This window comes from Candidatus Blastococcus massiliensis AP3, assembly GCF_000582785.1.
Taxonomy (GTDB): domain Bacteria; phylum Actinomycetota; class Actinomycetes; order Mycobacteriales; family Geodermatophilaceae; genus Blastococcus; species Blastococcus massiliensis.
The window spans coordinates 108,673-123,978 of the sequence record NZ_HG931174.1 but is presented as its reverse complement, the minus strand read 5'-3'; the positions used below and the strand labels follow the sequence as shown (position 1 = coordinate 123,978).

12 protein-coding genes are annotated in these 15,306 nt (G+C 73.4%); 8 read left to right on the top strand and 4 right to left on the bottom strand.

Annotated features, from left to right (window positions below; translation table 11 throughout):
• Nucleotides 1-107: 107 nt before the first annotated feature.
• Nucleotides 108-1,229, bottom strand: coding sequence for a PQQ-dependent sugar dehydrogenase (locus tag BN344_RS09055; protein WP_040338262.1), 1,122 nt, complete (start codon nucleotides 1,227-1,229; stop codon nucleotides 108-110).
• 61 nt (nucleotides 1,230-1,290) lie between these two features.
• On the opposite strand from BN344_RS09055, the gene BN344_RS09050 reads away from it, so the two are divergent.
• Nucleotides 1,291-2,238: a 2-hydroxyacid dehydrogenase gene (locus BN344_RS09050; RefSeq protein WP_040338261.1), complete on the top strand. Its 948-nt coding sequence runs from the start codon at nucleotides 1,291-1,293 to the stop codon at nucleotides 2,236-2,238.
• Here the strand turns inward: BN344_RS09050 and BN344_RS09045 are convergent.
• Entirely contained in the window at nucleotides 2,232-2,609 is a 378-nt protein-coding gene (locus BN344_RS09045) for a PH domain-containing protein (RefSeq protein WP_231486681.1), read from the bottom strand. The genes BN344_RS09050 and BN344_RS09045 overlap by 7 nt on opposite strands.
• A 23-nt stretch (nucleotides 2,610-2,632) precedes the next feature.
• On the bottom strand, nucleotides 2,633-3,451 hold the full coding sequence (locus BN344_RS09040; protein WP_040338260.1) for a helix-turn-helix transcriptional regulator: 819 nt from the start codon (nucleotides 3,449-3,451) through the stop codon (nucleotides 2,633-2,635).
• 84 nt (nucleotides 3,452-3,535) lie between these two features.
• On the opposite strand from BN344_RS09040, the gene ilvD reads away from it, so the two are divergent.
• The 5 genes from ilvD (at nucleotide 3,536) to ilvC (ending at nucleotide 11,817) form a co-directional block, all read left to right on the top strand.
• Nucleotides 3,536-5,260 carry a dihydroxy-acid dehydratase gene (ilvD, locus tag BN344_RS09035; protein ID WP_040338259.1) on the top strand — a complete coding sequence of 575 codons (1,725 nt, stop codon included), beginning with the start codon at nucleotides 3,536-3,538 and terminating at the stop codon, nucleotides 5,258-5,260.
• A gap of 87 nt (nucleotides 5,261-5,347) precedes the next feature.
• Nucleotides 5,348-7,975 (top strand): putative bifunctional diguanylate cyclase/phosphodiesterase, encoded by a 2,628-nt coding sequence (locus BN344_RS09030; RefSeq protein WP_040338258.1) that lies wholly within the window; start codon nucleotides 5,348-5,350, stop codon nucleotides 7,973-7,975.
• A gap of 315 nt (nucleotides 7,976-8,290) precedes the next feature.
• Nucleotides 8,291-10,159: an acetolactate synthase large subunit gene (locus BN344_RS09025; RefSeq protein ID WP_040338257.1), complete on the top strand. Its 1,869-nt coding sequence runs from the start codon at nucleotides 8,291-8,293 to the stop codon at nucleotides 10,157-10,159.
• The gene (gene ilvN / locus BN344_RS09020; RefSeq protein WP_040338256.1) at nucleotides 10,159-10,686 is read left to right on the top strand and encodes an acetolactate synthase small subunit; all 528 of its coding nucleotides are present in this window, start codon (nucleotides 10,159-10,161) and stop codon (nucleotides 10,684-10,686) included. Before BN344_RS09025 ends, ilvN begins: the two co-directional genes overlap by 1 nt.
• A 105-nt stretch (nucleotides 10,687-10,791) precedes the next feature.
• On the top strand, nucleotides 10,792-11,817 hold the full coding sequence (gene ilvC, locus BN344_RS09015; RefSeq protein ID WP_040338255.1) for a ketol-acid reductoisomerase: 1,026 nt from the start codon (nucleotides 10,792-10,794) through the stop codon (nucleotides 11,815-11,817).
• Between the two features lie 63 nt (nucleotides 11,818-11,880).
• On the opposite strand, the gene BN344_RS20240 is transcribed toward ilvC, so the two are convergent.
• Complete coding sequence (locus BN344_RS20240) at nucleotides 11,881-12,516, bottom strand: DUF805 domain-containing protein (protein WP_197022294.1); 636 nt, start codon at nucleotides 12,514-12,516, stop codon at nucleotides 11,881-11,883.
• A gap of 123 nt (nucleotides 12,517-12,639) precedes the next feature.
• On the opposite strand from BN344_RS20240, the gene serA reads away from it, so the two are divergent.
• Entirely contained in the window at nucleotides 12,640-14,253 is a 1,614-nt protein-coding gene (gene serA, locus BN344_RS09005; protein ID WP_231486680.1) for a phosphoglycerate dehydrogenase, read from the top strand.
• 16 nt (nucleotides 14,254-14,269) lie between these two features.
• Nucleotides 14,270-15,292 carry a 3-isopropylmalate dehydrogenase gene (locus BN344_RS09000; RefSeq protein WP_040338254.1) on the top strand — a complete coding sequence of 341 codons (1,023 nt, stop codon included), beginning with the start codon at nucleotides 14,270-14,272 and terminating at the stop codon, nucleotides 15,290-15,292.
• The last annotated feature ends 14 nt before the right edge of the window (nucleotides 15,293-15,306 follow it).

Genomic DNA, 15,306 nt, shown 5'->3' with positions numbered 1-15,306 from the left:
CGGCGCCCTGTCCGCGTCTCCCGTGCGGACCCATCGAAGATCAGCGCACAGTGAGGGCGGTTGCCTTGCCGTGTTCGGCTACCACCAGTGCGTGATGATCTTGAGCTCTAGAGCGGGGAGCCGCCGGCCGACGACGGTGGCTGGATGCGCAGCACCTTGTCGTCGTCCTCGGCCGGGTCGCCGATGCCGTCCCGGTTCGACGTGGTGATCCACAGCGCGCCCTGGCCGTCGGCGACGACGGTGCGCAGCCGGCCGTAGTCCCCCTCGAGGAACTCCTCGAGCTCGCCCTCGACCGCGCCGGCCGCGTTGACGGGGACGGCGTGCACCCGCTCCCCGTCCAGCGCGCCGAGGAACACCGCACCACCCACCGCGGCGCAGCCGCCCAGCCCGTCCGCGTCGGGCGCGATCTCGACCACCGGGCCGTTCCCACCGGCGTAGTCTCGGCCCTCGACGAGCAGGTTCAGCTCGTCGGGGCCCTGGCGCGCGGCGTCGACGGCGAACACGCGGTCCCCCTCGCCGACGCACACGGCCGTGACGTCGCGGTGGCCGCTCGTGAAGACCGGTCCGGCGCCCAGCGGGAAACCGAAGACGTCGATCCTCAGCACCTTCCCGGCGAGCGAGAGGGGATCAGCGGCCAGCGCGGCGTCGCCCGTGTCGCCGGTGCCCACGTAGAGGCTGCCGTCCGCGCCGAACGTGAGCCCGCCGCCGTTGTGGAACTCCCCGCGGGGGATGCCGGTCAGCACGGCGTTCGGGGTCCCGCCGACCGGGAACCGCACGACGCGGTTGTCGAAGGCCGTGGACAGGTAGGCGTAGAGCAGCCCGTCCTCGAGATAGGTCGGCGACGCCGCCAGTCCCAGCAGGCCACCGTCGCCGGCCGGGTCCACGCCCGGCACGGTCATCAGCTCGCGCGCGGGGGAGCGGTCGGGGAAGACCTGGAGGATGCGACCGGTGTCCCGCTCGCCGACGACCGCGCTGCCGTCGGGCAGCAGGGCCAGCCCGGTGGGGACGGCGAGGCCGGAGGCGACCACGTTGGGGTCGCCCACCTGCTCCCCGGCCCCCGGGTCCGCCGGACGGTTCGGGTTCGGCGCGGACGTCGGGGGAGGGCCCACCTCGGGCGGCGCGCCCTCGGGCAGCGGCCGGAAGGGGCCGGAGGGCTCGTAGCCGTCGCTGCCACACCCGGCGAGCAGGACGGCGCCCAGGAGCAGCGCCCCTGCCCTCGCCCGCCGCATGCCTCCCACAGTACGTGCGCAGCCTGGGCCGGACGGGTGGTTGCACCTACTGTCAGGCCTCATGACCGAAGCTCTGGTCGGCCCCGACGAGGTGCTCGACGTCCTGGTCCCCTCCCGCGCGCTCGCGGCTGCCGTCGAGGCGGTCTCGCCGCGCATCCGCGCCCACCGGTGGAGGGTGGCGGACGGCCCGCCGACCGGTGACGCCGCCCGCGCCCGGGTGTGGGTCCCGCGCTCCGTCGGCGAACCCTTCCCCGGCCCGGAGGTCTTCGCGGCGCTGCCGGACCTGCGCGTCGTGCAGTTGCTCAGTGCCGGCGCCGAGCGATTCGCCGGGCGGCTGCCCGACGGCGTCGCGCTGTGCAACGCCCGCGGCGCCCACACGCCGTCGACGGCCGAGTGGGCGGTCGCGGCCACCCTCGCCGCCCAGCGCGGGCTGCCGTTCTTCGTGCGGGAGCAGCTGGCCGGGCGCTGGACACCGAGCACCCACTCGTCGGTCGTCGGCGCCCGCGTCCTGGTCGTCGGGGCGGGGGACATCGGTCACCGCATCGGCCGCATGCTCGAGGGCTTCGACGTCGACCTGACCTTCGTCGCCCGCACCGCCCGGGACGACGTCCGGCCGACCAGCGACCTACCCGAGCTGCTCCCGCACGCCGACGTCGTGATCGTGATCGTGCCGGTCACCGACGAGACGATCGGGCTGGTCGACGCGGCCTTCCTCGCCGCCATGCGCGACGGCGCCCTGCTCGTCAACGCCGCCCGCGGGGTCGTCGTCGACACCGACGCGCTGCTGGCCGAGCTGACCTCCGGCCGGCTGCGCGCCGCCCTCGACGTGACCGACCCCGAGCCGCTGCCCGCCGGGCACCCGCTCTGGGAGGCGCCGAACCTGCTGCTCACCCCGCACGTCGGAGGAGACGTCCCGGGCACCAACGAGCGCGCGGCGGCGGCGGTCGGCGACCAGCTCCGCCGGATCCTCGCCGGCGAGCCGCTGGTCAACGTGGTCGACCGCTACTGATCCAGGGCCGGCACCGGGATGCGCCCCGCCGAGGCGCGCCCGATGGCCGGCAGGTCGCGGGCGCGGACCGCCGGCAGCCGCACCTCGGTGCCGCCGGTGGTGACCAGCCAGAGGTCGGCCCGCTCGCCGACGCGGATGCCCGCCAGCTCGGACCACGGCACCGCCCTGCTCCGGGTCAGGGAGCGCACGGTGATGCCGGCGTCGCCGACGTCGAAGCCGGTGCGCAGCACCCAGGCAGTGAGCACCGCAGGGACGACCAGCGCCAGCAGGAACCAGGCCGAGGCCACCGTCAGCGTGGTCAGGCAGATCGCGAACGCGAAGACGGCCAGCAGCGTGGTGCGGTTCATCCGGAAGCGGGCGGTGCTGTCCACGGCTGCCGATCCTCCCAGACGCCTCACGAGGACAGCCGCGCCAGCTTGCCGGCACTGTCCGCCTCCGCCGCGGTGTAGACGACGAGCTGGAGGCCCGCGGCGTCGGCCGGGGTGAGCTGGTGGTGCTCCAGCACCAGGGTGCCGGCCACCGGGTGCTCGAAGCGACGTTCGGTGGAGGTGAACCGGTCGACGTCGTGGCTGGCCCACCCCTCGCGGAACGCCGGGCTGGCCGCCTGCAGGCGCGTCACCAGGTCCACGACCTCCGGATCGGCCAGCCTCGGGCCGACCTCGGCGCGGAACTGGGCGAGGAAGCGCCGGCTGTCGGTCGTCCAGTCACCCAGGAGCCGGCGGACGGCCGGATCGGTGAAGACCACCCACAGCAGGTTGCGGTCCGCCTCCGCCAACTCCGCCACCCCGGGGTAGAGCCGCTCGTAGGCCCGGTTCCAGCCGACGATCGACCAGCTCGAGGTGATCGCGTACGCGGGGGAGGAGCCCAGGGCGTCCATCAGCCGCTGCACGTGCGCGGGCATCGCCTCGAGCCCGCCGTCCCCCCGGAAGGGTTCGTTGCCGGAGAGCCGCAGGACGTACTCCCGCTCCGCCGTCGTCAGCCGCAGCGTGCGGGCGAGCGCGTCGATCACCTGCCGGGACGGCCGGATGTCCCGCCCCTGCTCCAGCCACGTGTACCAGGTGTGGCTCACCCCGGCGAGCAGCGCGACCTCCTCGCGCCGGAGTCCCGGCGTCCGGCGGTTGGCCCCGGCCGGGAGGCCCACCGCGGCCGGGGACAGCTGACGACGCCGGGAGCTGAGGAACTCGGCCAGCTCGCGGCGGGTGGACGCGGTCACGCGACTCCTCGTGCAGTGGTGGTGTCACTACTAGTATCGCTGCAAACTCGGCGACCGCCGCCGACCGGCCTAGCATCGCTCCTCGTGACGATCGGCGAGGACCTCATCCCAGGCAACGACTCCGCGAGCGCGACCCGCAACCCGCTCAAGCCGCGCAGCTACGAGGTGACCGACGGCGACGCCAAGGCGCCCGCCCGCGCCATGCTGCGCGCCGTCGGCATGGGCGACGAGGACATGGTCAAGCCGCAGATCGGCGTCGCCTCGTCCTGGAACGAGATCACCCCCTGCAACCTCTCGCTGGACCGGCTGGCCAAGCGATCCAAGGAGGGCGTCCGCGCCGCCGGCGGCTTCCCGATGGAGTTCGGCACGATCTCGGTCTCCGACGGCATCTCCATGGGCCACGAGGGCATGCGCGCCTCGCTGGTCTCCCGCGAGGTCATCGCCGACTCGGTGGAGACGGTGATGTTCGCCGAGCGGCTGGACGGCTCGGTGCTGCTGGCCGGCTGCGACAAGTCGCTGCCGGGGATGCTCATGGCGGCCGCCCGCCTGGACCTGGCGTCGGTCTTCCTCTACGCCGGCTCCACGCTGCCGGGCCGGCTCGACGACCGGGACCTGACCATCATCGACGTCTTCGAGGGCGTCGGCGCGTGCGCGTCCGGGAAGATCACCCGCGACGAGCTGACCGCCATCGAGAAGGCCACCTGCCCCGGCGAGGGCGCCTGCGGTGGCATGTACACCGCCAACACCATGGCCAGCGCCGCCGAGGCCCTGGGCATGAGCCTGCCCGGCAGCGCCGCCCCGCCCGCGCCGGACCGCCGTCGCGACGCCTACGCCGTCGCCTCCGGCGAGGCCGTGGTGACCATGCTGCGCAAGGGCATCACCGCGCGCCAGATCATGACCAAGAAGGCGTTCGAGAACGCCATCACCGTCGTGATGGCGCTGGGCGGCTCGACCAACGCCGTCCTGCACCTCATGGCGATCGCCCACGAGGCGCAGGTCGACCTGACCCTCGAGGACTTCAATCGGATCGGCGACCGCACCCCGCACCTGGCCGACGTGAAGCCCTTCGGCCGGTTCGTCATGACCGACATCGACCGCATCGGCGGCGTCCCGGTCGTCATGCGCGCGCTGCTGGACGCCGGCCTGCTGCACGGCGACGCACTCACCGTGACCGGGAAGACGATGGCCGAGAACCTGGCCGAGATCGCCCCGCCGGACCCCGACGGCGCGATCATCCACGCGATGAACGACCCGATCCACAAGACCGGCGGCCTCGTGGTGCTGCGCGGCTCGCTGGCCCCCGAGGGCGCTGTCGTGAAGTCGGCCGGCTTCGACGCCGAGTCCTTCGAGGGCACCGCGCGCGTCTTCGACGGCGAGCAGGGCGCCATGGACGCCGTCACCGAGGGCACGCTCGAGCCCGGCGACGTCGTCGTCATCCGGTACGAGGGGCCGCGCGGCGGACCCGGCATGCGCGAGATGCTCGCCGTCACCGGCGCGATCAAGGGTGCGGGCCTCGGGAAGGACGTCCTCCTGCTCACCGACGGCCGGTTCTCCGGCGGCACGACCGGCCTGTGCATCGGCCACGTCGCGCCCGAGGCCACCGACGGCGGCCCGATCGCCTTCGTCCGCGACGGTGACCGGATCCGGCTGGACCTCACCACCCGCACGCTGGACCTGCTGGTCGACGCCGACGAGCTCGCCCGCCGCGAGGAAGGCTGGGAGCCGCTCCCGCCGCGCTACACCACGGGCGTGCTGGGCAAGTACGCCAAGCTCGTCGGATCGGCCGCACAGGGCGCGATCTGCGGCTGAATGGGGTGATGTGCGGGCCTCCTCCCAAGGGGTGAGGTCCGCCCGGCACGGCTTGGCCGCACACCCGGCGATGCCGAGACAGCCGGTGTGGACCCGCGTCGATGGTGGCTGCTCGCGGTGGCCGTGCCGGTGGCGATCGCCTGCGCGGTCGCCGCTGCGACGCCTGCCCTGCAAGGCCTCGGAGACCTCGCCCTCGTCGTCGTAGGCCTGGTGGCCGCGGCCACCGTGTGGATCGCCGGGGCTCGATCGGACCGTTCCGCCGGGTGGCGGCTGCTGGCCGTCGCGCCGCTGTTCCCCGTCCTCGGCGCAGTCCTGGTGGGCGTGGTCGATCCGGCCGATCCGCTCGACGGCGTCATCCTGCGCTGGCTGCCGACCGTGCCCGGCTACCTCCTCGGCATCCTCGGGCTGCTGTGCCTGGTCGACCGCCGCCGGCTGTGGACGGGTCGGCGGGGCGCGGTCGAGGTCGCGCTGTTCCTGACGGCCAGCATCGTGACGGTCCGGCTGCTGGTCTCCGGGTCGGTCGACGAGTGGGCCACCCTGCTCCTGGCCGAGCGGGTGGTCCTCGCCGCCGCGGTCGTCGTCACGTCGGCGACCATGGCCGCCGCGCTCGTCGTGCTGGGCCTGGTGGAGCCGGCTCGCCGGCGGATGGCGGTGGTGCTCCTCGTCGGCACCGTGCTGCTGACCGCCGGTCGCGGCATCGGCACGTCGGCCATCCTCTCGGACGCGGCGGCGCTCACGGCAGCGTCCCGTTTCCTCGTGGCCGGGGGGCTGCTGCTGCTCGCCGTCGCGGTCTTCCTCGACCCCGGCCGGACGGCACCCGCGCCGTCCGGGGCCGGCTTCCCCCGCTCCGTCGACATCGGGCAGCTGCTGCCCATGGGTGCCCTGCTGGTGGCCGTCGCCGCTGCCGGCATCGTCCGCTTCACGGGTGGGCACCTCGACATGTTCACCTGGGGCGGGCTCCTGCTCGCCGTCCTGCTCGCCGTGGTGCACCGCTGGTTCACCGCGTGCCAGGAGCACCAGCTGTCCGCGCGACTGCGCCGCAGCGAGGCCTACTTCCGGTCGCTCGTGCACTCCGGCGTCGACGCGATGATCATCCTCGACGGCGAGCTGCGGGTCACCTGGGCCTCGCCGGCGCTCGACCGGGTGCTGGGACCGGCGGCGACCGAGCTCCTGGGACGGCATCTGCTCGACGCCGTGCACCCGGAGGACCGGGCCGACCTCGCCGAGGCGCTGGCCGCCGACGCGCGGGCCGCGGTGCTGCTGGGTCTGCGCCTGGCGGACGCCGACGGTGTGTGGCGCTGCATGGAGGCGGGGATCTCCGACCTCCGCGGTGACGCCGACGTCGCCGGCGTCGTCCTCCACTGCCGTGACATGACCGAGCGGCAGGCCCGCGAGCGGTCGCTGCAGAGCGTCGCCTACATCGATCCCAAGACCGCGCTGCCCAACCGCGCGGGGATGCTCCAACTGCTGGACGACCGGCTCGCCGCCGGAACGGACGAGGACCGCGACACGCTGCTCGTGGTCGAGCTCGACGGGCTGCTCGCGGCCCGCGAGCACACCGGCCGCGACGTGGTCGGTGCCGTGGTGGCCGAGGTCGGTCGCCGGCTGCGGGACACCGTGCGCGGCGAGGACGTCGTGGCACGCATGGGCGGCGGGGCGTTCGCCGTCCTGGCGGCCGGGACCGGCGCCGACGCCGACCGGCTCGCCGACCGGATCCTGTCGGTCGTCGAGCAGCCGCTCGTGACCACCGCGGGCCTCGTCGACCTGTCCGCGAGCGTGGGCCTGGTCGACCTGGACCACGGCCTCGACGTCGAGGACCTGCTCGTCCGCGCCGATCTGGCCGTCCGGGCCGCGCGCACCGCGGGGACCGGCATGGCGCAGCGCTACCGCGCCGAGCTCGGCGAGGCCGCGGCCCGCCGGGACCGGCTGCGCGAGGACCTGCGCACCGCCCGAGCGAAGGGTGAGCTCGTCCTGCTGTTCCAGCCCGTGTTCTCGCTCACCGACCGCCGGGTGGCCGGTGTCGAGGCGCAGCTGCGCTGGCGGCACTCGGAGCTGGGCGAGATCCCGCCGGCGGAGTTCCTGCCGATCGCCGAGCAGGCCGGTCTCCTCGGCGAACTGCAGCGGTTCGCGCTCGACGAGGCCGCGCTCGCCGCCGCCGCACTGCCCGAGAGTCCGGAACCGATCCCCATGGGCGTGGACGCGCCGGCCGGCTACGTGGCTGCCGGCACCCTCGTGGCCGACGTGGAAGCCGCCCTGCGCCGGTCGGGGCTCGCTCCGGAGCGGCTGGTCCTGGAGATCGGCGACGCCACCGTGACCTCCACCGAGGACCGCGACGCCCTGGACATCTCGACGCTGCGGCTCATGGGCGTGCGGGTGGCCCTGGCCGGCTTCGGCGGCGACTCGTCGATGCTGACCCACCTCACCCGCCTGCCGATCGACGTCGTCAAGCTCGACCGGACCTTCGTGTCCCGGATCGACCGCGACGCCCGGATGCGCGCGCTGTGCGAGTCCCTGGTCGGCATCGGCCGCGCCCTGCGGATCGCCGTCGTCGCGGAGGGCGTGGAGACGTCGGCCCAGCTGGCCGCCCTGAGCGGCTTCGGCTGCGACCTGGCCCAGGGCTTCCTCCTGGCGCGCCCCATGCCGTTCGAGCAGCTCATGGCCGCGCTCCAGGACGGTGCAGGTGCGCTGAGGCCGGGCATGGCCGGCGTCCGCTGACCCCCACGCCGGCGTGACCCGGCGGCGGCACCTCCCCGAGGTGGTCGCCGTTTCTGGACACCGGAGTCCAGAGAGTGGGACGGGTCGGTTGACGACCGCCCCGGTGGAGGCGCACAGTGTGCAGGTGCCCCACGTCTGCCTGCTCGTCGACGGCTGCTCCCGCAGCGTCCTCGTAGTCGCCTAGCGCGTCGGTCCTCCCGACCGACGCGCTGACCCCTCCGTGCCCGCGGCACGAGGGGTTTTTTGTTGCCCGTCAGCCTGTCGACACCCGGCGGCACCCGCACTCGTCCAGCACGGCCCAGGAGAGACCCCGAGATGACCAGCACCCCGAGCGAGTCCGCCACCCGCGAGGCCGCAGCCGCCCTCACGGGCGTCGAGACCACGGCCCGCTCCATCGAGGAGGCCGCGGTCGCGCCGGCCACCGGCATCACCGGAGCGCAGAGCCTCGTCCGCTCGCTCGAGGCGATCGGTGTCGACGTCGTCTTCGGCATCCCGGGCGGCGCGATCCTCCCGCTCTACGACCCGCTGTTCGACTCGAAGGTCCGCCACGTCCTGGTGCGGCACGAGCAGGGCGCCGGCCACGCGGCGACCGGGTACGCCCAGGCCACCGGCCGGGTCGGGGTCTGCATGGCCACCTCCGGCCCCGGGGCGACCAACCTGGTCACCCCGCTGGCCGACGCCTACATGGACTCGGTCCCGATGGTGGCGATCACCGGGCAGGTGCCGAGCGGCTCGATCGGTACCGACGCCTTCCAGGAGGCCGACATCCGCGGCATCACGATGCCGGTCACGAAGCACAACTTCCTGGTGACCGACGCGGCGGACATCCCGCAGCGCATCGCCGAGGCGTTCCACCTGGCCTCCACCGGTCGTCCCGGCCCCGTGCTCGTCGACGTCCCCAAGGACGTCCTGCAGGCGACCACCGACTTCGTCTGGCCGCCGCGGATGGACCTGCCGGGCTACCGGCCGACCACCCGGCCGCACGGCAAGCAGGTGCGGGAGGCCGCGGCGATGATCGCCGGGGCCGGCCGGCCGGTCCTCTACGTCGGTGGCGGTGTGCTCAAGGCCGGCGCGACCGACGAGCTGGCGGCGCTGGCCGAGCTGACGGGTGCCCCCGTCGTCACCACCCTCATGGCGCGCGGCGCGTTCCCCGACAGCAACCCCCAGCACCTGGGCATGCCCGGCATGCACGGGACGGTCGCCGCGGTCACCGCCCTGCAGAAGGCCGACGTCATCGTCGCCCTCGGCGCGCGCTTCGACGACCGCGTGACCGGTGAGCTGTCGAGCTTCGCGCCCGACGCGCTGGTGGTGCACGCCGACATCGACCCGGCGGAGATCGGCAAGAACCGCCGGGCCGACGTTCCGATCGTCGGCGACGCGAAGGAGACCATCGGTCAGCTGGTGACCGCGCTGCGCGCCGAGCACGAGGCGGGGCGCACGCCGGACCTGGCCGCCTGGTGGACCCAGCTCGACAGCTGGCGCGACCGCTACCCGCTCGGCTACGACTGGCCCGAGGACGGCGCGCTGTCGCCGCAGTACGTGATCGAGCGGCTGGGTGCGATCGCCGGGCCCGACGCGATCTACACCTCCGGTGTGGGCCAGCACCAGATGTGGGCCGCGCAGTTCATCAAGTACGAGAAGCCGGGCACCTGGCTCAACAGCGGCGGCCTCGGGACGATGGGCTACGCCGTGCCCGCCGCCATGGGCGCCAAGCAGGGCTGCCCCGACACCACGGTGTGGGCCATCGACGGCGACGGCTGCTTCCAGATGACCAACCAGGAACTGGCCACCTGCGCGATCGAGGGCATCCCGATCAAGGTCGCCGTCATCAACAACGGCAACCTCGGCATGGTGCGGCAGTGGCAGACCCTGTTCTACGAGGGCCGCTACTCCAACACCAAGCTGCACGCCCAGAACGCCGATGGCACGCCCAAGCCGGTGCGCATCCCCGACTTCGTGACGCTGGCCGAGGCCCTCGGCTGCGTCGGGCTGCGGTGCGAGACCAAGGACGACGTCGACGCGGTGATCGAGAAGGCCATGGCCATCACCGACGCACCGGTCGTCATCGACTTCGTCGTGGGTGCCGACGCCCAGGTGTGGCCGATGGTGGCCGCGGGTGCCAGCAACGACGCCATCCTGGCCGCGCGCGACGTGCGGCCCGTCTTCGGAGAGGGCCAGGTCTGATGTCCCGTCACACCCTGTCCGTGCTGGTCGAGAACAAGTCCGGCGTCCTCGCCCGGGTCTCGGCACTGTTCAGCCGGCGCGCGTTCAACATCGAGTCGCTGGCCGTCGGGCCGACGGAGAACCCCGGGCTGTCCCGCATGACGATCGTCGTCGACGCCGAGGCGCAGCCTCTGGAGCAGATCACCAAGCAGCTGAACAAGCTCGTGGAGATCATCAAGATCGTCGAGCTCGACGGCGGCGCCGCGGTGCAGCGCGAGCTGCTCCTGGTCAAGGTGCGGGCGCCGCTGGCCGAGCGCACCCAGGTGCTGCAGACGGCCGAGCTCTTCCGCGCCCGCGTCATCGACGTCAACCCCGAGACGGTCACCCTCGAGGCGACCGGCACCCCCGACAAGCTGCAGGCGCTGCTCGCCGTCCTCGCCCCGATGGGCATCAAGGAGATGGCGCAGTCCGGCACGGTCGCGCTGGGCCGCGGACCGAGGTCGATGTCCGGCACCGGTACCTTGCGCCCGGTCGAGCGCACCGCCTGAACAAGGACCCCGTGCCCCCCACCGCTCGCTAGCTCGCGGCGGGCCCCTGCACGGGGCCACCACGACTCGTCCACGCAGAACAACCACCGAAGGAGTACGGACCGAATGGCCGCCGAGATCTTCTACGACGACGACGCCGACCTCTCGATCATCCAGGGGCGCACCGTCGCCGTCCTGGGCTACGGCAGCCAGGGACACGCGCACGCGCTGTCCCTGCGCGACTCGGGCGTCGACGTCCGTGTCGGCCTGCCCGAGGGCAGCAAGAGCCGGGCCAAGGCCGAGGCCGAGGGTCTGCGGGTGGTCACCCCCGCCGAGGCGTCCGCCGAGGCCGACCTGATCATGATCCTGGCGCCCGACCACGTGCAGCGGACGCTGTACGCGGAGTCGGTCGAGCCCAACCTGCAGGACGGCGACGCGCTGTTCTTCGGGCACGGCTTCAACATCCGGTTCGGCTACATCAAGGCCCCGTCCGGCGTCGACGTCGCCATGGTCGCCCCCAAGGGCCCCGGCCACCTGGTGCGCCGCGAGTTCGAGAACGGCAAGGGCGTGCCCTGCCTCATCGCCGTCGAGCAGGACGCCAGCGGCAGCGCCCAGGCGCTCGCCCTGTCCTACGCGAAGGCCATCGGTGGCTCCCGCGCCGGCGTCATCAAGACGACCTTCGCCGAGGAGACCGAGACCGACCTGTTCGGCGAGCAGGCCGTGCTCTGCGGTGGCGCCAGTGCGCTGATCACCGCCGGGTTCGAGACCCTCACCGAGGCCGGGTACCAGCCCGAGGTCGCCTACTTCGAGTGCCTGCACGAGCTGAAGCTCATCGTCGACCTCATGTACGAGGGCGGCATCGCCAAGCAGCGCTGGTCGGTGTCCGACACCGCCGAGTACGGCGACTACACGTCGGGCCCGAAGGTCATCGATGCCCGCGTCAAGCAGTCGATGAAGGACGTCCTCACCGCGATCCAGGACGGCTCGTGGGCCGCCGCGTTCATCGCCGACCAGGACGCCGGCGCCCCGGACTTCAAGGCCAAGCGGGCCGCCGCGGAGGCGCACCCCATCGAGGAGACCGGGCGCAAGCTGCGCGGCCTCATGAGCTGGGTGGCTGCCTCCGACGACTACACCGGCACCGCCGCGCGCTGACCCTGCGCACGCAGAACGGGCCCCGCCACCACGAGGTGACGGGGCCCGTTCCGCGTTCCGGCGTCAGTAGCCGCCGGCCGCCTGGTACTTCGGCGAGGGGCCGTACTGGTTCGGGTGCGGATGACCGTCCTGCGCCCAGAAGACGATCAGCACGATCCAGCCGACGATCGGGATCAGCCAGAGCAGCAGCCACCAGCCGGACTTGCCGGTGTCGTGCAGCCGCCGCACGGCCACGGCCACGCTCGGGATGATCAGCGCCAGCGTGAGCAGCAGGCCGACGATCCCGGTGTCGGCGATCACCTCGCTGCCCATCGCGACGTCGAGGACCGAGGCGACCAGCGAGGCCAGAGCGCTGGCGAGCCAGAACCACCAGAACTCCGAGCGGCGGGCGCGGCCGGTGAAGACGGCGTACTGGGTCAGGACGCTGCGCACCGCGGTGGCCGGGTCCAGCTGCGGGGTCGAGGGGGACGGGGCGCTGTAGCCCGGGGCCGCGGGGTAGGGGCTTCCGTATCCGGGCGCCTGGCCGTAACCGTGCTGCTGGCCGTAGCCGGGTGCCTGGCCGTACCCGGGCGGCGGACCGTATCCGGGCTGCTGCTGGCCGTAGCCGGGTTGCTGGCCGTACCCCGGCGGGGGAGGGGCGCCCCAGCCCGGCTGGTCCTCCGGGGGCAGATCCGAACCGCTGCCGGTGGGAGTGGTCATGTACGTGCTCCTCCTCGTGGGCCCTCCGCCGACGGCGGAGCCGTGGCGGGCGAGTCTAGGACCCCTGAGCCCCAGGCCACCCGGCCGACCCGCGACCGGCGGCCGTCCTTAGGCTGTCACCCCGTGACAGCCATCGTGTCGGGGACCGCGCCCGTCGTCCTGATCGCCGAAGAGCTGGCCCCGAGCGTCCTCGAGGTGCTCGGGACCGAGGTCGAGATCCGCCACGTCGACGGAGCCGACCGTTCCGCGCTGCTGCCTGCGCTCGCCGACGCCGCGGCGGTGATGATCCGCAGCGCGACCCAGATCGATGCGGAGGCACTGGCCGCCGCCCCGAATCTGAAGGTCGTCGCCCGGGCCGGCATCGGCCTGGACAACGTCGACGTCGCCGCCGCCACCGAGCGGGGCGTGATGGTCGTCAACGCGCCGACGTCGAACATCGTCAGCGCCGCCGAGCACGCCGTCGCCCTGCTGCTGGCCGCCGCCCGCCAGATCCCGGCCGCCGACGCCACCCTGCGCGAGGGGCAGTGGAAGCGCTCGAAGTTCATGGGCGTCGAGGTGACCGACAAGACCGTCGGTGTCGTGGGCCTGGGCCGCATCGGCGTCCTGTTCGCGCAGCGCCTGGCCGCCTTCGGTGTCGAGCTGATCGCCTACGACCCCTACATCCAGCCCGGTCGCGCAGCACAGCTCGGCGTCCGCCTGGTCTCGCTGGAGGAGCTGCTCCGCGAGTCGGACTTCATCTCCATCCACCTGCCGAAGACGCCGGAGACCGTGGGCCTCATCGGCGCCGCGGAGCTGGCGACCACCAAGCGCGGCGTGATCATCGTCAACGCCGCCCGCGGCGGGCTGGTCGACGAGGCCGCGCTGGCCGACGCGCTGCGCTCGGGTCAGGTCGGTGCCGCGGGCATCGACGTCTATGCCACGGAGCCCACCACCGACAGCCCGCTGTTCGGGCTCCCCAACACCGTCGTCACCCCGCACCTGGGTGCCTCGACCACCGAGGCGCAGGACAAGGCGGGCACCGCCGTGGCGCGCTCGGTGCGGCTGGCGCTGCAGGGCGAGTTCGTGCCCGACGCCGTCAACGTCCAGGCCGGCGGCGTCGTCGCCGAGGACGTGCGCCCGGGCCTGCCGCTGGCCGAGAAGCTCGGCCGGGTCTTCACCGCCGTGGCCGGTGGCCTGGCGCAGTCGGTCACCGTGGACGTGCGCGGGAAGCTCGCCGAGTTCGACGTCGCCGTGCTGCAGCTGGCCGTCCTCAAGGGTGTCTTCTCCGACGTGATCGAGGAGCAGGTCACCTACGTCAACGCGCCGCTGTTCGCCGAGCAGCGCGGCCTCGAGGTGGGTCTCACCAGCGATCCGGAGAGCCCCACGTACCGCAACCTGGTCACCGTGCGCGGGGCGATGGCCGACGGCCGCCAGGTCTCGGTCTCGGGCACGCTCTACGGCAAGAACCAGGTCGCCCGGCTCACCGAGGTGGCCGGCTTCGAGATCGACCTGGCCGCCGACGGCAGGCTGCTGTTCTTCACCTACGAGGACCGGCCCGGCGTCGTCGGCGCGGTCGGTGCGGCACTGGGGGAGGCCGGCATCAACATCGCCGGCGCCCAGGTGAGCCGCACGACCGAGGGCGGCGAGGCGCTCATGGCCGTCACCGTCGACAGCCCGGTCACCCCCGAGCTGCTCGAGTCCATCGCCGGGCGCATCGGTGCCCGTGAGGCCCGCGCCGCCGACCTCGACACCCTCTGACCCAGGAGTTCTCCTCATGCGCTTGGCAGTGATCCCTGGAGACGGCATCGGCCCGGAGGTCGTCGAGGAGGGGCTCAAGGTCCTCCGCGAGGTCGCCCCCGACCTCGAGACCACCCCCTACGACCTGGGCGCGGCCCGGTGGCAGCGGACCGGCGAGCTCATGCCCGACACCGTGCTCGACGAGCTCCGCCGGCACGACGCGATCCTGCTGGGCGCCATCGGCGACCCCAGCGTGCCGCCCGGCATCCTCGAGCGCGGTCTGCTGCTGCGGCTGCGCTTCGAGCTCGACCACCACGTCAACCTGCGCCCGGCCAAGCTGTTCGACGGCGTCCGCGGGCCACTGGCCGACAGCGGGCCGATCGACATGCTCTGCGTCCGCGAGGGCACCGAGGGCCCCTACGTCGGCAACGGCGGCGTGCTGCGCAAGGACACCCCGCAGGAGCTCGCCACCGAGGTCAGCCTCAACACCGCCTTCGGCGTCGAGCGGGTGGTGCGCTACGCGTTCGAGCGGGCCGTCAGCCGGCCGCGCAAGCACCTGACGCTGATCCACAAGACCAACGTCCTCACGTTCGCCGGGAACCTCTGGTCCCGGATCGTGGAGGAGGTCTCCGCGGAGTTCCCCGACGTCACCGTCGCCTACCAGCACGTGGACGCCGCCTCGATGTTCTTCATCACCGATCCGGGCCGCTACGACGTGATCGTCACCGACAACCTCTTCGGCGACATCGTCACCGACATCGCCGCCGCGGTGACCGGGGGCATCGGCCTGGCCGCCAGCGGCAACCTCGACGCCTCGGGCACGAACCCCAGCATGTTCGAGCCGGTGCACGGCTCCGCCCCCGACATCGCCGGCCAGGGCGTCGCCGACCCGACCGCCACGGTGCTGTCGGTCGGCCTGCTGCTCGAGCACCTCGGCCGCGCGGACCAGGCGAGGAAGGTCAACGCCGCCGTCGCGTTCGACCTCTCCACCCGCGACCCCCAGCAGCCGGTCCGCACCGCGGAGGTCGGCGACCGGCTCGCCGCGCTCGCCAGCGGCTGAGTTCCCGGGCCGGC